Source organism: Aeromonas sobria, assembly GCF_006243315.1.
Taxonomy (GTDB): Bacteria; Pseudomonadota; Gammaproteobacteria; order Enterobacterales; family Aeromonadaceae; genus Aeromonas; species Aeromonas sobria_A.
This window is the reverse complement of sequence record NZ_NKWE01000027.1, coordinates 101413-120101: the sequence shown is the minus strand read 5'-3', so window position 1 is coordinate 120101 and position 18689 is coordinate 101413. Positions and strand designations below refer to the sequence as shown.

At 53.3% G+C, this 18689-nt stretch carries 19 protein-coding genes; 3 read left to right on the top strand and 16 right to left on the bottom strand.

Annotated features, from left to right (window positions below; genetic code table 11):
* Window positions 1-51: 51 nt before the first annotated feature.
* The 7 genes from deoD to CF137_RS09365 form a co-directional block, all read right to left on the bottom strand.
* Window positions 52-768: a purine-nucleoside phosphorylase gene (deoD, locus tag CF137_RS09395; RefSeq protein WP_042024331.1), complete on the bottom strand. Its 717-nt coding sequence runs from the start codon at window positions 766-768 to the stop codon at window positions 52-54.
* A gap of 75 nt (window positions 769-843) precedes the next feature.
* On the bottom strand, window positions 844-2052 hold the full coding sequence (locus CF137_RS09390) for a phosphopentomutase (protein WP_139718834.1): 1209 nt from the start codon (window positions 2050-2052) through the stop codon (window positions 844-846).
* A gap of 14 nt (window positions 2053-2066) precedes the next feature.
* Window positions 2067-3398, bottom strand: a complete 1332-nt coding sequence (gene deoA, locus CF137_RS09385) for a thymidine phosphorylase (RefSeq protein ID WP_139718833.1) — start codon at window positions 3396-3398, stop codon at window positions 2067-2069.
* Between the two features lie 109 nt (window positions 3399-3507).
* Window positions 3508-4281 carry a deoxyribose-phosphate aldolase gene (deoC, locus tag CF137_RS09380; protein ID WP_042024326.1) on the bottom strand — a complete coding sequence of 258 codons (774 nt, stop codon included), beginning with the start codon at window positions 4279-4281 and terminating at the stop codon, window positions 3508-3510.
* A 423-nt stretch (window positions 4282-4704) separates the two neighbouring features.
* On the bottom strand, window positions 4705-4875 hold the full coding sequence (locus CF137_RS09375) for a XapX domain-containing protein (protein WP_042024325.1): 171 nt from the start codon (window positions 4873-4875) through the stop codon (window positions 4705-4707).
* A 125-nt stretch (window positions 4876-5000) separates the two neighbouring features.
* A complete protein-coding gene (locus CF137_RS09370; protein WP_068977402.1) occupies window positions 5001-6275 on the bottom strand; it encodes a NupC/NupG family nucleoside CNT transporter in 1275 nt (424 codons plus the stop codon).
* A gap of 220 nt (window positions 6276-6495) precedes the next feature.
* A complete protein-coding gene (locus CF137_RS09365) occupies window positions 6496-7275 on the bottom strand; it encodes a TatD family hydrolase (protein ID WP_139718832.1) in 780 nt (259 codons plus the stop codon).
* 41 nt (window positions 7276-7316) lie between these two features.
* On the opposite strand from CF137_RS09365, the gene CF137_RS09360 reads away from it, so the two are divergent.
* Window positions 7317-7943, top strand: coding sequence for a type II secretion system protein (locus CF137_RS09360; protein ID WP_139718831.1), 627 nt, complete (start codon window positions 7317-7319; stop codon window positions 7941-7943).
* 324 nt (window positions 7944-8267) lie between these two features.
* Here CF137_RS09360 and luxS read toward each other — a convergent pair whose 3' ends face one another.
* From luxS to CF137_RS09335, 4 genes are read right to left on the bottom strand one after another with little or no spacing between them, the layout of a single operon-like run.
* Entirely contained in the window at window positions 8268-8777 is a 510-nt protein-coding gene (gene luxS, locus CF137_RS09350; protein ID WP_139718829.1) for an S-ribosylhomocysteine lyase, read from the bottom strand.
* A gap of 18 nt (window positions 8778-8795) precedes the next feature.
* Window positions 8796-9389, bottom strand: coding sequence for a transglycosylase SLT domain-containing protein (locus CF137_RS09345; protein WP_275066015.1), 594 nt, complete (start codon window positions 9387-9389; stop codon window positions 8796-8798).
* A 59-nt stretch (window positions 9390-9448) separates the two neighbouring features.
* Window positions 9449-9787 (bottom strand): nitrogen regulatory protein P-II, encoded by a 339-nt coding sequence (gene glnB / locus CF137_RS09340; protein WP_005308848.1) that lies wholly within the window; start codon window positions 9785-9787, stop codon window positions 9449-9451.
* Window positions 9788-9796: 9 nt separating this feature from the next.
* Complete coding sequence (locus tag CF137_RS09335; RefSeq protein ID WP_139718827.1) at window positions 9797-11419, bottom strand: NAD+ synthase; 1623 nt, start codon at window positions 11417-11419, stop codon at window positions 9797-9799.
* 146 nt (window positions 11420-11565) lie between these two features.
* Here CF137_RS09335 and CF137_RS09330 point away from each other — a divergent pair, with 146 nt between their 5' ends.
* Window positions 11566-12084 carry a GspH/FimT family pseudopilin gene (locus tag CF137_RS09330; RefSeq protein WP_139718826.1) on the top strand — a complete coding sequence of 173 codons (519 nt, stop codon included), beginning with the start codon at window positions 11566-11568 and terminating at the stop codon, window positions 12082-12084.
* 97 nt (window positions 12085-12181) lie between these two features.
* On the top strand, window positions 12182-12709 hold the full coding sequence (locus CF137_RS09325) for a GspH/FimT family pseudopilin (protein ID WP_139718825.1): 528 nt from the start codon (window positions 12182-12184) through the stop codon (window positions 12707-12709).
* A 27-nt stretch (window positions 12710-12736) separates the two neighbouring features.
* Here the strand turns inward: CF137_RS09325 and tapY2 are convergent, their stop codons facing one another.
* Genes tapY2 through pilV form a run of 5 tightly spaced genes read right to left on the bottom strand, consistent with a single transcriptional unit; the run spans window position 12737 to window position 18686 of the window.
* Complete coding sequence (tapY2, locus tag CF137_RS09320) at window positions 12737-13018, bottom strand: type IVa secretion system protein TapY2 (RefSeq protein ID WP_139718824.1); 282 nt, start codon at window positions 13016-13018, stop codon at window positions 12737-12739.
* Complete coding sequence (locus CF137_RS09315; RefSeq protein ID WP_139718823.1) at window positions 13015-16677, bottom strand: pilus assembly protein; 3663 nt, start codon at window positions 16675-16677, stop codon at window positions 13015-13017. Before CF137_RS09315 ends, tapY2 begins: the two co-directional genes overlap by 4 nt.
* Before the next feature lie 10 nt (window positions 16678-16687).
* Window positions 16688-17125, bottom strand: coding sequence for a type IVa pilus pseudopilin TppD (gene tppD, locus CF137_RS09310; RefSeq protein WP_101323645.1), 438 nt, complete (start codon window positions 17123-17125; stop codon window positions 16688-16690).
* Window positions 17122-18180, bottom strand: a complete 1059-nt coding sequence (locus CF137_RS09305; RefSeq protein WP_275066014.1) for a PilW family protein — start codon at window positions 18178-18180, stop codon at window positions 17122-17124. Before CF137_RS09305 ends, tppD begins: the two co-directional genes overlap by 4 nt.
* Entirely contained in the window at window positions 18117-18686 is a 570-nt protein-coding gene (gene pilV / locus CF137_RS09300; RefSeq protein WP_139718822.1) for a type IV pilus modification protein PilV, read from the bottom strand. Before pilV ends, CF137_RS09305 begins: the two co-directional genes overlap by 64 nt.
* Window positions 18687-18689: the final 3 nt, after the last annotated feature.

Sequence of the window (18689 nt, the reverse complement as noted above, 5' to 3'; positions counted from 1 at the left end):
AATGCAAAACGGCGGCCCGAAGGCCGCCGTTTTCATTCAACTACCGGGGGATTACTTGTCGCCCAGCAGCACTGAGTCCAGTGCGATTTCGATCATGTCGTTGAAGGTCAGCTGACGCTCTTCAGAGGTGGTCTGCTCACCGGTACGGATATGGTCGGAGACGGTGCAGATGGTCAGTGCCTTGGCACCGTACTCTGCAGCCACACCGTAGATACCGGCGGCTTCCATCTCGACACCCAGAATGCCGTATTTTTCCATCACGTCGAACATGGAGGGATCCGGGGTGTAGAACAGGTCGGCGGAGAAGAGGTTACCCACGCGCACCGGAGTACCCTTGTTCTTGGCAGCCTGTACCGCATTGGCGACCAGATCAAAGTCAGCGATAGCTGCAAAGTCATGGTCCTTGAAACGCAGACGGTTTACTTTGGAATCGGTGCAGGCACCCATACCAATCACTACGTCACGCAGTTTCACGTCTTCACGCACAGCACCACAGGAGCCTACGCGGATCAGAGTCTTCACACCGTAATCGGTGATCAGCTCTTTGGTGTAGATGGAGCAGGACGGGATACCCATGCCGTGGCCCATCACGGAGATACGACGACCCTTGTAGGTGCCGGTAAAGCCGAGCATGCTGCGCACATCGCACACCTGCTCAACGTTCTCCAGGAAAGTTTCGGCGATGTACTTGGCGCGCAGGGGGTCGCCCGGCATCAGTACGGTATCAGCAAAGGCGCCATCTTTCGCATTGATATGAGGAGTTGCCATTCTCTTGATTCCTTCACACAGGTTGAGTTTTATTGTTTTATAAATTGCCCGCCGCCGAAGTGGCGGGCGGGTAAATTACAGGAAGCTGGTACCGTACTGCAACTTGGGCAGACCGTGGTACGCCGCGATGCTCTGGCCGATATCGGCAAAGGTTTCGCGACGACCGACAGAGCCGGCCTTGACCGGCTTGCCAAAGAACAGCACCGGAATGTATTCACGGGTGTGGTCGGTGCCACCCCAGGTCGGGTCACAGCCGTGGTCGGCGGTCAGCACCACCACGTCGCCGTCCTGCAGTATCTCGAACAGCTCCGGCAGGCGGGCGTCGAAGTACTCCAGCGCATCGGCGTAACCCTTCACGTCACGACGGTGACCATAGGAGGAGTCGAAGTCGACGAAGTTGGTGAAGACGATGGTGTTGTCACCGGCCGCTTTCACCTCTTCCAGAGTACGATCCCACAGCTCAACCAGACCTGTACCCTTCACCTGCTTGGTAATACCTTGATTGGCGTAGATGTCGGCGATCTTGCCGATGGAGACCACCTGACCACCCGCCTCTTTCATATAGTCGAGCACAGTCGGTGCTGGCGGCAGCACGGAGTAGTCGTGACGATTGCCGGTACGCTTGAAGTTGCCCTTGCCGCTGCCGACGAACGGACGCGCGATCACGCGGCCAATGTTGTAGGGCTCCAGCAGCTCGCGCACTATGTGGCACAGCTCATAGAGTTTCTCGAGACCATAGGTCTCTTCGTGACAGGCAATCTGGAACACCGAGTCGGCAGAGGTGTAGAGGATCGGCTTGCCGGTCTTCATGTGCTCTTCGCCCAGATCGTCCAGCACCTGGGTGCCGGAAGCGTGGCAGTTGCCCAGATATCCGGACAGACCCGCCTTCTCGACGATGGCGTCCAGCAGCTCCTGCGGGAAGCTGTTGGTGTGATCCTTGAAATAGCCCCACTCGAACAGCACGGGCACGCCGGCGATCTCCCAGTGGCCGGACGGGGTGTCCTTGCCGGAGGAGAGCTCCTGAGCAAAACCGTAGGCACCGACCACCTCGATATCTTTGTCCAGACCTGCCGGGAAGTAGCCGGAAGCCTGCTCCCCTGCGTGGCCGAGACCCAGCTTGTTGAGGTTGGGCAGCTTGAGGGCACCACGGCCTTCCAGCTCACCGGCTGCACACGCCTTGGCGATATGACCAAGGGTGTTGGCGCCCACATCTCCGAACTGTTCGGCGTCGGCAGCAGCGCCAATACCGAAAGAGTCCATCATCAGAATAAAGGTACGTTTCATGGGTCTTCCCCTTGTTACAAATCAGCCAGGGTGATGCGACGGTACACTTCAGGCAGAGCCTGTGGCCGCTCGCCACCAATTCGGACAGCCGCCTGCACCATGCTGGCAGCCTGAGCATATTGCTCTTCAGTCTGAGCGTGGATCAGCGCGATCGGCTTGTCAGCATCGACGCTTTGACCCAGGCGGATAAAGTCGGTCAAGCCGACCGCATAATCCAGTTTGTCACCGGCAGCGCGGCGACCACCGCCCATCGCCACTACGGCCAGACCCAGTTCGCGAGTATCCATAGAGGTCACAAACCCGCTGTTGGCCGCGAAGACCGGGCGCACGATGGCAGCTTTCGGCAAGTAAGCATCATAGCGCTCCATGAAATCGGCCGGGCCACCGAGGCCAGTGACCATGCGACCGAAGATCTCGGCAGCCTTGCCGTTATCCAGCACCGCCTGCAGCTTGCGACGGGCATCGCTGTCGTCGCTGGCCAGACCGGCGGAGATCAGCATCTCGGCACTCAGGCTCATGGTGACTTCGTGAATGCGCGGGTTGCGGTATTCACCAGTCAGATAACGCACCGCTTCGCGCACTTCGACCCCGTTACCGGCGCTGGAGGCCAGCACCTGGTTCATGTCGGTCAGCAGCGCAGAGGTGCGGCAACCGGCACCGTTGGCCACGGCCACAATGCTCTTGGCCAGCTCTTCGGAGGCTTCGAAGGTCGGCATAAAGGCGCCGGAGCCCACTTTCACATCCATCACCAGCGCTTCGAGCCCCGAGGCGAGCTTCTTGGAGAGGATGGAGCCGGTGATCATCGCGATGGATTCGACGGTGGCGGTGATGTCCCGTACTGCATAGATACGCTTGTCAGCCGGGGCGAGATCGCCGGTCTGGCCGATGATGGCGACACCCGCTTCTTTCACCACTTTCAGGAAACGATCGTTATCGACCGAGGTCTGGTAGCCGGGAATGGCATCGAGCTTGTCCAGGGTACCGCCGGTGTGGCCCAGACCACGACCGGAGATCATCGGCACGAAACCGCCACAGGCGGCGACCATAGGGCCAAGCATCAGGGAAACCACATCACCGACACCGCCAGTGGAGTGTTTGTCGACAATCGGGCCACCCAGATTGAGGTGATCCCAATTCAGTACCATACCGGAGTCACGCATGGCGCAGGTCAGGGCAACCCGCTCATCCATGGTCATGTCTTTGAAGTAGACCGCCATCGCCAGCGCGGCAATCTGCCCCTCGCCGATGGTGTTGTTGGTAATGCCCTGAATGAAGAATTGAATTTCTTGGGTACTGAGCGCTTCACCGTTGCGCTTCTTGCGAATAATTTCTTGAGGCAAAAACATCTTTCATTCCCTCCGCCATTGCTGGCGTCAAACAAGCCTGAATCCTTGCCCGCACACCTTCTGGTGGGGGCTTGACAGGGCGGGAGTCCCCCGCCCTGTCATCAACTTATTAGTAACCGCTGGTGTTGGCCGGCTTGTCGCCGTGCCCCAGGGTGGCCAGCAAGCTGGCGAGCAGGCTGGATGCGCCGAAACGGAAGGTGCGGGCGGATACCCAGTCGTTGCCGAGGATCTCTTCGGCCATGGCCAGATACTGACCGGCAACGGCTGCGTCTTTCACGCCACCAGCGGGCTTGAAGCCGACTTTCGGATTCTTGGCCTTGATCACTTCCATCATGATACGGGCAGCTTCCGGGGTCGCATTGACCGGCACCTTGCCGGTAGAGGTCTTGATGAAGTCGGCACCGGCATCGATACAGATTTCGGAAGCGCGACGGATCAGCGCCTCTTCTTTCAGTTCGCCAGTCTCGATGATCACTTTCAGCAGCACCTTGGCACCACAGGCTTCCTTACACGCTTTGACCAGATCAAAACCGATCTGTTCATTGCCTGCCATGAAGGCACGGTACGGGAATACCACGTCCACTTCGTCGGCACCGTAGGCGACAGCGGCACGGGTTTCGGCCACGGCGATCTCGATGTCGTCGTTGCCGTGGGGGAAGTTGGTCACGGTCGCAATACGCACGTCGGCAGCGCCGATGTCACGCAGGGTCTTGCGAGCGATAGGAATAAAACGGGGGTAGATGCAGACGGCGGCAGTCAGGCCAGCCGGTGACTTGGCCTTGCGGCACAGGTCGATTACTTTCTGATCGGTGTCGTCATCGTTCAGAGTGGTCAGGTCCATCAGGTTCAGGGCGCGCTGAGCGGCCACATTCAGATCAGTCATTCTATTCTCCAAAGTCTCGATTTAATCCAGATAACCGGCCACCGCCAAGCCATCCAGTGATGGATGCACCAGCAGTAATCCCCAGCTATACGGGAATGGAATTACAGTGCGAAGGCACCGGCACTATCCGGATGCTATTCAAAGCATCCCGCAGGCACTGCGACTGTAAATAAGGCAAGAGCCCTGTCACTTTCTTACAAAAGTGCGGACTTGGTTCCATGAAGACTTGAGAAAGGCCGACAACATCTGACCCGGGTTCCCAATCAATTCCATTTGACCGCCAACACCCGATTTCATCGAGTATTAGTCATTGCCAGCACCCTGCTGGCAACGCCTATTTCAGCCGAGATACCCCCTGTTTGCAAGCCGGATTTACCAATTTCAGAGGTACCTCACATCTGGCAAATCAGGGACTAAAAAACCTTACGAAAAGAAGCGGGTCAGGATCCAGGAGTAAGCAAGCCCCCCCAGATAGACACCGATGATCCCCATCACTCCCGATAACACGGGTGGTGCCGGGATCGGTAATTTGAGGAAAGAAAACAACAAACCGACAATAAAGCCAGCCACAATCGCCAGTAATACTTCATTCATATAACCTCCGATCCGACTCATTTTATTATCAGTTTAGATAGGAAAACGGTTGTCACCGCCCCATACACCAACGCCACGGCAAATGCCGTGGCGTTGGTGTTTATAGTCTGTCAGTCAGACAGCTATTACATGGCTGACAGTGCCAGGAAGAAGCCTGCGATAGTGGCAGACATCAGGTTGGACAAAGAGCCAGCCAATACGGCTTTCAGACCGAAACGGGCGATAGTGCCGCGGCGGTTCGGTGCCATCGACCCCAGACCACCCAGCAGGATGGCAACAGAGGAGAGGTTGGCAAAACCACACAGAGCAAAGGAGATGATCGCTTTGGTGTGGTCAGACATGGCCGCGCCATTGATCAGCAATTCATCTTTCAGGTATGGAGCAAAGTTCAGGTAAGCCACGAACTCGTTCACCACCACTTTCTGACCGATGAAGGAACCAGCCACGACCGCTTCGTGCCAAGGCACACCGATCAGGAAGGCCAGCGGGGCGAAGAACCAGCCCAGCAGCAGTTCCAGAGAGAGCTCTGGCATACCAAACCAGCCACCGACACCGGAGAAAATACCGTTGACCATGGCGATCAGGCCGATGAAGGCCAGCAGCATGGCACCCACGTTCAGGGCCAGTTGCATACCGGCAGAGGCACCCGCAGCAGCCGCGTCGATCACGTTGGCAGGCTTGTCATCCAGCTCGGCGTTGACAGAGTCGTCGTCATAGTTCGGGGTCTCGGTCTCGGGAACCAGCAACTTGGCGAACAGCAGACCACCCGGAGCGGCCATGAAGGAGGCTGCAATCAGGTACTCCATCTTGACGCCCATTGCGGCGTAACCAACCAATACCGCACCGGCTACAGAAGCCAGGCCGCCACACATGACAGCGAACAGCTCGGAGTCAGTCATCTTGGCGATATAAGGACGAACCACCAGCGGGGCTTCAGTCTGACCGACGAAGATGTTGGCAGTTGCAGAGAGAGATTCAGTACGGGAGGTGCCCAGTACCTTCTGCAGTGAACCACCCAGCAACTTGATGACCACTTGCATGATGCCCAGGTAATAGAGCACAGCGATCAGCGAAGAGAAGAAGATGATGACGGGCAGGACACGGAAGGCAAAGATAAAACCACCGCCACCGAACACTTCAAACATCTTGTCGCTGACCAGACCACCAAACAGGAAGTCGATACCGAATTTACTGAAAGTCAGCACACTGGAGACGCCATTAGAGACGGTAACCAGAATATCGCGGCCAACTGGAACATACAGTACAAACGCACCGAGACCGGCTTGCAGCGCAAAGGCGCCTACCACTGTGCGCATGTTGATTGCTTTGCGATTGCTGGAGAACAGTACCGCGATAAGGATGAGGGTGACCATCCCCACCAGACCCATGATTATACTCATTATTATCTTATCCTCTTATGTAGCACCTAGCTTGTTAGTGAAATGTGAACAACAGCCACTAACCAAGGGGTGCGCATTATACTAATTAATGCCCGATAAAATAGAATGCTGGTCACATTTTATCGTTATCAAAATGTCCAAGTGTCACAAAATTAGACAGCAAACGATTTTTACGCTCATTTTTTTTCCTGACAACTTAATCATGTGTTGCGAATTTGTTTCATGGCGATTGGTCGTGATGGAAAATATGCTGGGTAGTTTCAAATAACACCTTGGCAACATCAGCCGATGATTCCCCTCGCAACGTCATCAATATTTCCGCTATTTTCGGCAGCGCTTCCGGGGTATTTCGGGCGCCTTGTTCACCTTGCAACGGCATATCTGGCGAGTCAGTTTCCAGCACTAGGGCCTCGAGCGGCATGGCCCGAAATACCTCTCGCGTCTTGTTCGCCCGCTCAAAACTGATCACCCCACCCACCCCGAGTCGAAAGCCCAGTTGCCAGAAGGCCTCCGCCTGCTGCAACGAACCGCTGAAGGCGTGGATCACCCCACCACGTGGCGGCTTGAAGCGGCGCAATACCTTGGCCACAGAATCGTTGGCTCGCACCGAATGGATCATCAGGGGCAACCCGGCATCGGCAGCCAGCCGGATCTGAGCCTCAAACAGCGCAAATTGCCCTTCCTGCGGCACGTGAGAGCGCAGATCCAGTCCACACTCGCCAATGGCCACCAGCCCGGCAGGTTGGCTCATCACCAGCATCCGCAGGCGATCCATTACCCCTTCACGCTGCTCGCCGGCATACCAAGGGTGAATGCCCAGACCATAAAACAGGTCGGTATGCTGATCTGCCAGTGCCATCACACGAGTCCAGTTATCCTCTGCGATGGCAGGAATGATATACTCCGTCACCCCTAATGCCCGGCAACGGGCTAGCAACGCCTCCCTGTCCTGGTCGAAAACCGGAAAATCGAGATGGCAATGGGTATCTATCAGCTGCATATCACTCAAACCTGTTTGCGGGATTTAATGGGTCATTGAACATGATGAACAATAGAAACAACGGCTTTACTCTGATTGAACTGGTGCTGGTGATCATAGTGCTGGGGATCCTGGCCGTCACCGCCCTGCCCCGCTTTATCAATATCAAGGATGATGCCCTGAAAAGCACGGTCTCGGCGACCGCTGGCAGCTTTGCCAGTGCGGTACAGCTGGCAAATGCCGGCTGGGCGGTTGCCACACAAGGACAGGCGCTAGCTCTATATAATCTGGGAAGTTTTGGCGCCCGGAATATGGACATCAATCTCTATGGCTGGCCGGTGGGCTCTGAAGAGGGCAGCGGAAAAGGCATAAACGAGACATATGACCTGGCCAAATTGCCATCAGACTATATTTCTATTTCTGGAAATGATGACTGCAAGCTTGTCTTCGAGGAGTTACTCGAAACTGAATACACGGTTGAAGCCAGCAATAAAAGCCAAGCCTTGAAAGACAAAGCTGACTACCTATCAACTGTAAGTGACAGTTATACAACCGACGAGCATGGTCAAACTCACAGCAATTGCAGCTATATTCTTCGCGACTCCATCGGCCGTTTCCCGGATCACCCCAATGGCCTCGGCTTCGAGTACAACAGTGTTACCGGTGCCGTGACCCGCAATTTTGATTGAGTTCCGCCTCTTCTGGGCAAGCTCGCTCTTTGCTTGAATCATCATCATAACGAACCGGCGTGCAGCAGCGCCGGTTCTCCTGAGTGAGCCCCCACTCCTCGCACCACGTGTCGTAACGGGCCAGCCAACGTAGCAATACCCCTTTCATCGTCACACCTCCGCCAACAGATTCAGGTCAAAAACCATCCTAGTCAGAGTCGGCAAGGGGGGCAAGTCGCCCCCACTATTGTGGTCTGGCGAGATAAAAAGAGCCGGTCAGCATGGCTGACCGGCTCTTTTCACATTCCCCGAAGAGATTATCCGACGAGCGACAGCTCATCCGCCTCACAGGCTCTTCAGTTTATCTTCCGGCAGGGCCAGCTCGTCGTTGTGGTTGACGCCAACGCCGCGCTCCAGCACATGGCGAGCAATGGCGTGCGCCTCTTCCAGCGAGTGCATGCTGTAGGTACCGCACTGATACTCGTTCAGCTCGGGGATCTTGGCCTGATCCTGCACGGTCAGCACGTCGCTCATGGCGGCCTGCCAGGCAGCGCCGACACGGGCTTCGTCCGGCGCACCGATCAGGCTCATGTAGAAGCCGGTGCGGCAACCCATGGGGGAGATGTCGATGATCTCCACGCCGTTGCCGTTCAGGTGATCACGCATAAAACCGGCGAACAGGTGCTCCAGCGTATGGATACCGCGCTCGGAGAGGATCTCCTGGTTCGGTACGCAGAAACGCAGGTCGAACACGGTAATGGTGTCCTTGTTCGGGGTCTGCATGGTCTTGGCCACACGCACCGCTGGCGCTTCCATACGGGTGTGGTCAACGGTAAAACTGTCCAATAACGGCATTTCTGACTCCTGCTTTGGTTACCAGAACCAGCCCCCACGGGAGAGCTGATCCTTGCATTGACGGTACTGGGCGCCGTAGCGCTGGGCGCGAGCCTCCACCTTGCGCGAGGTCTTCATCAACCACCCCTTGCTGCGATAGCTGCCACGCCGGTAGCCACCCCACCCTTCGTGATAATTGAGGTACTGGCCATAGGCATCCCACTTGGAGGTGCCATTGAGCCGCTGGGCTTTGTTAGTGTACCAACCCATAAAATCGATGGCGTCGGCAAAGTCATCGCGGTCACTCCAGCTGTTGCCGGTTTCCCGCTGGTAATCAGCCCAGGTTTCATCTTTCACCTGAGCATAACCATAGGCCGAACTTGCCCGCCCGGTCGGGATGAAGAGGAAATACTGCATCGGCGGCTGGGCATCATGTACGTAAGAGGACTCCTGATACATCATGGCCATGATCACGTGGATCGGCGTCCCCCACTTCTCGTTCATCTTGAGCGCAGCCTTGTGCCACTCCGGCTTCTCGCGAAAAATCTGGCACAGATTTTCCGGCTGAGCAGGTGGGCGGGTACTGCAGGCGGTCAGACCACCCAACAGGCTGGCCACGACCAGAAAGCGCATCCAACCCATCAGATGAGGTCGCGCTTCGTTCCCTTGGTCAGGTAAATAAATAGCCAAGGTCAAATCGCGTCTTCGTTCTCTTCGCCGGTACGGATACGAATGACACGCTCCACCTCGCAGACGAAGATCTTGCCATCACCAATCTTGCCGGTACGAGCGGTATTCTGGATCGCTTCCAGACAGGCATCGAGATCCTCGTCCTGCACCACCAGCTCCACCTTCACTTTCGGCAGGAAGTCGACCATATACTCGGCGCCGCGATAGAGCTCGGTATGACCCTTCTGGCGGCCGAAGCCTTTGACTTCGGATACGGTCATGCCGTTGATGCCGATCTCGGCCAAGGCCTCGCGCACATCGTCCAGCTTGAACGGTTTGATGATGGCTTCAATCTTCTTCATGGTGACTCCTTACCAGTTCTGTTTGCCGAACCCGGATGTAATGGGGTAACGGCGATCCTTACCAAAGTTGCGAGCCGTAATACGGGGCCCGACCGCCGCCTGACGGCGCTTGTATTCGTTGAGATCCACCAAGCGGATCACCTTACGCACTACCGACTCCTCGAAGCCTTCTGCCACCATGTCAGCGACCGAGGCATCTTCTTCCACATAGCGCTTGAGGATCGCATCGAGGATATCGTAGGGGGGTAGACTGTCCTGATCCACCTGATCCGGCGCCAATTCTGCCGAAGGGGGACGGTCGATGACCCGCTGCGGGATAACGTAGTCAACCGAGTTGCGATATTCGCACAATTTGAAGACCAGCGTCTTGGGCACATCTTTCAGCACGTCGAAACCGCCCGCCATATCACCGTACAGCGTGGCATAACCAACCGCCATTTCACTCTTGTTGCCGGTGGTCAGCACGATGCGACGGCGCTTGTTGGAGAGCGCCATCAGCAGCACACCGCGGCAGCGCGCCTGCAGGTTCTCTTCGGTGGTGTCGCGGGCTGTGCCTTCAAACAGCGGCGCCAGCTGGGTCATGAAACCTTCGAACATCGGCTCGATGGAGATGATGTTGAACTCAACCCCCATCCGTTCGGCCTGCTCCTTGGCATCCTCGACACTCATCTGGGCGGTGTAGCGGAACGGCATCATCACCGCCTGCACCTTGTCGGCCCCGATAGCATCGGCCGCGATGGCCAGCGTCAGTGCAGAATCGATGCCGCCGGAGAGGCCCAGCACAGCCCCGTGAAAGCCGTTCTTGGTGACATAGTCACGCACCGCCAGCACCAACGCCTGATAGGTCTCGGCCAACGGCTCGAGCGGCGCAGCCGGTTCACACTCTTTCAGCGGCTGACCATCGGCAAAGCGTACCAGCGTCAGCTCTTCGGCAAACGGGGCCAGCTTGTGGGTCAACTCGCCCTGACTGTTGAACACCTTGGAGCAGCCGTCGAAAATCAGCTCATCCTGACCGCATACCTGATTGAGGTAGACCAGCGGCAGGCCAGTCTGATCACAGCGCTCAGCCATCAGCTCGCGGCGGATCCAGGGTTTCTCCTGATCGTAGGGCGACGCATTGATGGTGAGCAGCAGCTCGGCCCCTGCTGCCTTGGCGGCCAGCGCCGGGCCCGGCTGCCACAAATCTTCGCAGATCAGCAGCCCCAGCTGGTGACCACGGAACGGTACCACGCAGGTCTCAGTAGCTGCAGTGAAGTAGCGCTTCTCGTCAAACACGCCGTAGTTGGGCAAATCCTGCTTGAAGTAGCGGGCTATCAGCTTGCCTTGCTCATAGAGGGAAGCCGCGTTGTAAAGCGCCTCCCCTTCACGCCAGGGATGACCCACCAAAATGGCACAGTTGCCCTGCCATGCGGCAATGCGAGCCAACGCGGCATCGACCCGGATCATCAGATCGGCACGCAGCAGCAGATCTTCCGGCGGATAGCCGGTCAGGGCCAGCTCGGAGCAGACCAGCAGATCAGCGCCTTGCTGCTCGGCCTGAGCCGCCGCAGCGAGCACTTTGTCAGTGTTATCTTCGATGGCGCCTACCGTCAGATTCAACTGGGCAAGCATCAGAGAGAGGGCTTTTGCCATGGCGATGCATCTTAAAATCAAAAATGATGGGGAATGATAAAGAAAAGGGGGGCAATCTGCCAGTTCAAGACGGGCGTAACCATGTGACAGCAATCAGCGGGAGGGATAAGCTGTAAACAGTCACGGAACGACAGGCCTCAGCAGATATGAAAAACGCCGGATTTACCCTCATGGAGTTGATGATCGCCATTGCACTGGGCGTCATTCTGTTGGGTATTGGTATTCCTTCCCTCTCTAACCTGCTTGGCAGCAATAATTTGGCAAGCCAAGAGAAAAGTCTTCTCAACCATTTAAATTACGCCAGACAACAAGCCATCTCCAACCAGCAAACGGTTACTCTCTGCCTAGCTACTATCACTAATTCGGTCGAGGAGTGCATTACTGCCAATCAAAATGGAGCGACCCGGCTGATCGCCTTTATCGATAGTAACAGCGACCAAAAGCTCAATAGTGGCGAAACAACGATTGCGGCAAGTCCCGAGTTTCCCGTAGCACTGGCCATTTCTGCAGATGCACAGGCGCTGCGCTTCACCCCCGATGGCACCATTACGTCTGACAGCGAGGTCATTTTTTCACTCTGTATAAGCGGTGAAAAAGGCACTGAGATTGAAGTTATGCCTGCCGGACGAGCCCATAGCCAGGCAAGTGGTGCTGTCTGTCCATGAGAAGTTTTAGCTACCGCTAAAACACACAAGAGCAAAAGGATCCATTTCACTCCAATAGCTATGCTTAGAGTCTCTTTTGAACAAGGACTCACTCGGCATGAAAAAACATGGCTTTACCTTGCTGGAGTTTTTGATCTCAGTCAGCCTGACCATAATCTTGTTGACCATGGGTCTACCGTCATTGGCAAGCCTGATCACCACCAGTGACAGCGACATCTACAGCCGAAACCTTTTGGATCATTTGATCTTCGGTCAGCGGCAAGCCATCACGCAGCAACAAACCGTCACCGCATGCCTTGCCACTCCTGTCAGTAACACCACAACAGAGAGCTGCATAACTGCAAATCAAACCGGAGCCAAACGCATGCTGGTGTTTATCGACATCAATCAGGATCGCCAACTCGATATGCTGAGCGGCGATATCTTGTTATCAGCGACAACCCCCTTTCCAACGAAACATATCATCACCGCCAATCGACAATTTGTACGCTTTAGCCCGGATGGCACAGCCATAGGCACCAACATGACATTGCGGTTTTGCATCGACCAAGCATCACGAGTCGATATTATCGTCTCGCCATCAGGGCGAAGCCGGAGCGAAAAAAAGGGGCTGAGTTGTTCTTAGCCCCTTTACACGACGCCATCACCAAATCTATCTGGGTTGAATGTCGTCTTGTTCTTTTGCTGCCGCCAGCGAAAAGGTTGCCGCCAAGGGTATGCACTCGATCACCTCTATCACCGGGCGCACCACCCCATCAATCTCATAACCTTTCTGTTTAAACACCTTGACCAGATTTGCCTTGCTGGTATCAGCTACCGGTTGCTGCAACACCATCTGCACGCCACCTTCCAGAGTGACATAACATTTTATATCTTCAGTTTGAGCCTGTACCAACAAGGGTAAGCTCACCAGCCAGAGCAGCATGCGTTTCATCCCTGCTCTCCTTCATAGAGATAGATTTTCTTGGGAGACATATCCATTTTGGCCTCCTCGGCCCCTTGTGAACATTCACCTTCTCCGGTGCAGCGTTCAGGCTCTCCTTCCCCCTCATCTTTAAGGATGACCTCCTTACCCGGAGCACCACCGATAATTCTGATTCGGCCATCATCACCACCATGAATAACCAGGTCATCAGCGACCTTATTTTGCACCTCTACGTAACGCTGAATAACTTCCTGATTGTTGCTATCAAGCACATATTTGAACGAAGTGCCGTAGTGCATATCAATCATATACTGGCGCATGGCACCGATTGATTGAATGGTACATTGCTGGAAATCCTGTACCTGAGGCAGGAAAGAGGTGAAGTAGAGCTTGCCTTGCAGAACCAAACCAGCCCCCATGGATTTCTCACCGCTTTCATTGAGCCAGAATTTCCACCCTTGTTTGCTGGTAAGGGCTTTAGTTGTATTAACGGTCTGCTCTTCATTCAAACCGATAAATGGGTCGTTGGTAACATCATAGAGATCGTTCAATGTGATACTTGATGGCACTGGTGGCTCAGACGTACCGCCAAATAAACTCGGACTGATATTGTAGTCACGGAGCATCACATAAACATTATTGGTGATGGCTTCTGAGGAGGGGCGATTACGATCACCACTACCAATCAGCACGGCGTCAAACGGGCGCTCACTGTAGAGATAATTTGTCCCATCATATTTCCAGCCTTTATTGATGGTGCGCACCAATACTGGTTGAGTAAAGAAACGGCGATCATCTACGAGTTTTTTTTCTGTCCCTGTAAGATGAGCATTACCCAAGCTGGCAAACTTGATCGCTGTCCACTTGGATTTATCTGTTCCTTTCATATCGATACGCCAGATCTGGCCACCGGTATCACCTGCATAGATCCGGTCTGAAATACCATCTCCATCACTGTCGAGCACCGAAACAGAGCCAGGCATGCTATAAACCATGCCTGCAACCTGTTTGTTGGTTGCACTGACCGCATCCGGGGTAAAGCTGAATAACAGAGCCCCTGTTTCGGCATCAACGATATAGACCCCTAGTCCCTCGCTATCCTCAGCCCCCTGCCCCAAATAGCTTTTTGACTGATCGTAACCACCCGAGAAAATCAAAACTGGCTTATAGATATTTTTACCATTGACTACTGTGGAATAGCCGGGGATAAATGCGACCTCGGGGATCGACCAAGTTTCACCGAGCTTGCCAAAGCCAGCGCTATTTTTATCCAGCCGCCACATTAGCGAGGGGGAATCTGGATTGGATATATTCAAAGCATAATAGGCCTTACCACCACCACGCAGCCCGGTAAATAACCACACTTTGTCACCTTGTGATGACTTGACATGACCATCTTTGACTTGTTCATTGACCAGTACTGTAGGTGATGAATCCACACCATAGAGATGTACCGATGAATCCAAGTTCTCCCGTAACGCCTTCTGATTAGCGATAAATTGATAAGGCATTGCCGCCCAGCTTTCATCAACGGTGGTACCGCTGTCTTTGAACATATGCAAGAAGCCAGCATTGGTTCCCATCACGATTCGCAGGTCAGGTGTGCACGATGTCTGTCCTGTCAACTTTGTACAGCCATAATTGATCACTAATGGCCGAGAATGTAACGGATCACCCAGAATATGCTCCCGATTTTCTATTTTATCCTCGTCCCGATTCTCATCAAATGCATCGATGCCCTTGCTCCAATTAAGCTGGTCATCCACGCTATCAGTACTATCCAGCTTCATGGCTGTACGTAGCTGCGTCGTCCCCCCCGCTATTCCCTCAAGAGCAGACTTGCTAAAGGGACTTAATGTATTGCTGGAAGGGGGAATCACATAAATATTGCGATTGGTTTTAGCTGCAAGCATCTCTTGTACTCCACCCTCGGCAACCTTGTTACCATCACGGGTTGAAGACCAATAGGTTTTAGCTGACTCAAGGATGGTTCCATCACCAGAGATAGCAGGCAAGCCACTTTGATCAACCACATAACCTTTCTCAGGTGCCAGCACCAGCTTTTTCAAATTCCCCTTCCATCTCGGGCCTGCTCCGGGTTCAAACATGGCATAGTAGATATTATTAAGGCTGCGAGTACGGTCAAAGTTATTGGTGGCAATTGCGGGAGAGACCAGCGAGGTATTCATTTTCAATATAGCCAGCAATGATGACTTTAACGCTTCATTAAGTTGGGTTGCATCCGTAGCGGGGTAATATTTACCGCCACCACGACTGGCGGTTTTTGCCAGTAATTCACCAGCCCCCTTAATCGCTTCATCTCCAAAACCCACAGTAAATGTTGTGACCGTCTGTTCGCCTGTAGCTGATGCATTGACATCGTTATTTTTCATATAGCCAGCAAGTGCTGCGAGATAGCTCTTTTCCCCTGAGGATCCGTAACCAACGGTCCCACCATATGTAGCTTTATCTAATTCGGATAAATTGCTAATCATATTAGCCACTAAGGCATCTGCTGCAGTATCGTTGGTCGGCTCACCATCTGTCATATAGATAATATAACCGTTACTGGAACATTTATCATAGGGGGTTTTATATATTCCTGATGTAACTTCGGCATTAGTATCACGTTTAGGAACACGGTTTATATCATCATCACCGAAGTAAACCTCCAGACCACCAAAGTAACGATATGATTCATATAATGTCTCACATAGTGGAGTCCATGTGTCCGAGCTTAAGCTATTAACTTTATCGATTAGATCCTGTGAACCTGTTTTTCCAGATGTCAATACAGCATCATTACCGATTATGCTTCTAATTATCCTACCACCATTTTTACTGTCTGATGCATTGCCATCATTGTAGTTAAAAACAGCCAAACCAAAATCAACCGCCGGTGTCGCCAATACCAGCTCCTTCACTGCATCTTGAGCTACCTTCAGACGAGTTTGTAGCGATACCCCCGTCGAACCATAGTACCAACGGACATAATTAGCAGTAAACAATGATATTTGTGTTGTACTGCCATTACTAAGAGCATTGGCGATGTTAGATGTGTAAAACCAACTACCATTATTACGATTTGGCTTATCGACAGGATATCCATTAGTAATATTTGACGAGTAGCTACCAGAATATGGATTACTTGGGTTCTTCTCATCTATATCCTGCTGACAATCAACAATAGTTATGTTGTAAAAATCAAAATCATTCAATGAACGCCAGCGTCCCTTCCTACTACTATCATATATTTCATATCCCCAAACTCGTGATTGAAATCTCCCGACCGAGTTGAGAACGCTCCAGGATGTCGCGCAAGCATTCAGGCTACCCTTAAATCTTTTTAAACTGTTGATAGCAGGAACTTTTCCATCATTAGAGAAGTAGATAAATTTATTGCTATTATTAATGTCTGGATCGTTAGGCAATGATGGATAATTTTTCGATGGGTCATAAGGCTCTTTGGCGACCTCGGTTGTATTTCTCATACTTCCCGAGTTATCAAATATAAACAGAACCTTTGGCCTAAAATCACCAGCTTTGGCAAAATCATAAACAAATAATTCGGTATCGTCTGAATAGCCAGTCCCTACCGCCATGGATGTGCTGGAGATACTGCTACATAACACCAGCAAGCTTGTTAGCAAACAGATCCTTATGTTCATAACTTGCTCCCTAATTGGCACTTAGCAGAGGCTGTTCCACCCCGGCAGTAAAGTTCATTTGGCTATTCACCTTGCCATAAGCAGTGGATGTGGTGGCCTCAGCATAACGACAGGCCGGCGTCACATTCTGGCTACTGGCTTCAAATTTCCGCTTGCAGACACTTTCGGTGTTGATTGTGAGGGTTGTGGTTGGGGTTATTGTGCCAATTGCCGCTGAAACACCTATCGCCTGCGTTGCAATTTGTGCAGATAGACCCGCCTCTCCCAATGCTGATTCCAAGGTGCCTTCAACCTCATGTTCTGCGCGCTGCAGAGTGGCACCGGAACCGGCCATTTTCAGGCTCATACCACTGGACTGCATGACCACCACCGCAATCAAGGTCAAGGGAACCAGAATGACCAGCGCGACTATCAACGCAATACCCTGCTGTTGTTGAAACGATCTCATGTTCCACTCCGGGTAACAATTTGCTGGTTACGCAATGCAATACTGCTTTCCAACAGCAGGCGGCGATAACCATCGCCATTGCCTTTGATCGGGGGCAGATTACCAAGTTGATAGGTATTATTATTTTTGTAACGTGCTGATTCTTTTGCTGCTCTAATTAATATAAAAAGCCGAACACCTAATACACGGCCTTCATTCCAGCGCTGGGCGGTCATCTGGTCTGCTGACATATATCTATCAATACGCCCATCAGGGATCACGGAATCATCGACGCCGAGCATCAACACCATATGTTCCACCCCTTCAGCCATGGCGCCACCAATCAGGGAAGATCCACCATCGGCGGTCAGGTAGCGCTTGCGCAGCACCGGAACGCCATTATCTTGTGACAAATAATAGATATAGTGCTGATATTCCCAGGTCTGGCTTTCATTATTAGCCCCAAAGAGAGGACGAGTTTCAGTCCCTCGAATGACCCTCGCTTCTTGGCTATTGGCTGCCATGTAAAAGCGGTTTGCATTCAATCCCTCTGTTGCAGGTACAGGTCGGCCCACAAGCCGCTTGATACTGATTACATCCGTATTTGCCACTCGGTCAGCCACCAGAATACAAGCGAACCCGGCAAGCCCTTTGGAGGCTGACACCCGACTCACCCACAGCCCTCTGGCGGGGCCAGCATTTGATGGCAAGCTACCGACAGAGCGCTCGTCAAGACAGTCATTGGCTGCCAAAACAGTGCTGCCAGCACTGAGCGAAAGTGAGAGACCAACTTGGGTGGACTGACCTGTATAGGCACCAAAGAAACCCGCCCATTTGATATCCTGGCTAATCAGTCGAATAGCCAGTCGACCATTTTCCTGTAATTCACTCTGATCAAATGCATCTTCAGAGCTTGAGCGAGACATTACAAAGACCGAAAAAACTCCGGCTAATAAGAACAAGCCCATTGTCATGGCGATAAGCCATTCAACCAGAGTAAATCCGCGAGATGTCATAACGTCGTCGTCAGAATAAACTGGCGCCTCGCTGCATCGATTGTTGTAGATAACTGACACTCATTGATCAGCGTCGCAGCCGTACCGACTCCCCCGCCATCGGATAGAGCTTGCTTGCCAGCCCAGAATATCCCGACAGCCAATACATTATTGGCCCGCCGTACTACACAACCTACCGGAGAGTTCAACGAGGATGCCGCTCCCGAAACACTGACGCCAAGCAAGGCTTGCTGCCAATAGTGAAGGTCGGCAGCACGTAAATCGGCAGCGCTGCACGCGCTGATAGTGCCATCTGCGGCTGCGCATGTTGGTCGTGGTAAGTTGGCGGCAAGATTGACGGTCACGGCACCGGATGCGCTCCAGCTATCACGATTTATCCGTACCCGCTCAACCATATCGTTAGCCAGCCAGCTGGCGATAGTACGCTGGCGAGCCTCATAACTGGCAAATTTGGAGTGGGTCTGCAAGGCAACCAGACCGAGCAGCCCGAGGGACAGGATGACCGCCGTGATCATCACCTCCAGCAGGCTGAATCCTTTGTTGTGTAATGGGCGATGAATGGCCATAAG

Coding starts and splice junctions, on each gene's coding strand:
- deoD (WP_042024331.1), bottom strand. CDS start 768: ATGGCAACTCCTCATATCAATGCGAAAGATGGCGCCTTTGCTGATACC.
- CF137_RS09390 (WP_139718834.1), bottom strand. CDS start 2,052: ATGAAACGTACCTTTATTCTGATGATGGACTCTTTCGGTATTGGCGCT.
- deoA (WP_139718833.1), bottom strand. CDS start 3,398: ATGTTTTTGCCTCAAGAAATTATTCGCAAGAAGCGCAACGGTGAAGCG.
- deoC (WP_042024326.1), bottom strand. CDS start 4,281: ATGACTGATCTGAATGTGGCCGCTCAGCGCGCCCTGAACCTGATGGAC.
- CF137_RS09375 (WP_042024325.1), bottom strand. CDS start 4,875: ATGAATGAAGTATTACTGGCGATTGTGGCTGGCTTTATTGTCGGTTTG.
- CF137_RS09370 (WP_068977402.1), bottom strand. CDS start 6,275: ATGAGTATAATCATGGGTCTGGTGGGGATGGTCACCCTCATCCTTATC.
- CF137_RS09365 (WP_139718832.1), bottom strand. CDS start 7,275: ATGCAGCTGATAGATACCCATTGCCATCTCGATTTTCCGGTTTTCGAC.
- CF137_RS09360 (WP_139718831.1), top strand. CDS start 7,317: ATGATGAACAATAGAAACAACGGCTTTACTCTGATTGAACTGGTGCTG.
- luxS (WP_139718829.1), bottom strand. CDS start 8,777: ATGCCGTTATTGGACAGTTTTACCGTTGACCACACCCGTATGGAAGCG.
- CF137_RS09345 (WP_275066015.1), bottom strand. CDS start 9,389: ATGCGCTTTCTGGTCGTGGCCAGCCTGTTGGGTGGTCTGACCGCCTGC.
- glnB (WP_005308848.1), bottom strand. CDS start 9,787: ATGAAGAAGATTGAAGCCATCATCAAACCGTTCAAGCTGGACGATGTG.
- CF137_RS09335 (WP_139718827.1), bottom strand. CDS start 11,419: ATGGCAAAAGCCCTCTCTCTGATGCTTGCCCAGTTGAATCTGACGGTA.
- CF137_RS09330 (WP_139718826.1), top strand. CDS start 11,566: ATGAAAAACGCCGGATTTACCCTCATGGAGTTGATGATCGCCATTGCA.
- CF137_RS09325 (WP_139718825.1), top strand. CDS start 12,182: ATGAAAAAACATGGCTTTACCTTGCTGGAGTTTTTGATCTCAGTCAGC.
- tapY2 (WP_139718824.1), bottom strand. CDS start 13,018: ATGAAACGCATGCTGCTCTGGCTGGTGAGCTTACCCTTGTTGGTACAG.
- CF137_RS09315 (WP_139718823.1), bottom strand. CDS start 16,677: ATGAACATAAGGATCTGTTTGCTAACAAGCTTGCTGGTGTTATGTAGC.
- tppD (WP_101323645.1), bottom strand. CDS start 17,125: ATGAGATCGTTTCAACAACAGCAGGGTATTGCGTTGATAGTCGCGCTG.
- pilV (WP_139718822.1), bottom strand. CDS start 18,686: ATGGCCATTCATCGCCCATTACACAACAAAGGATTCAGCCTGCTGGAG.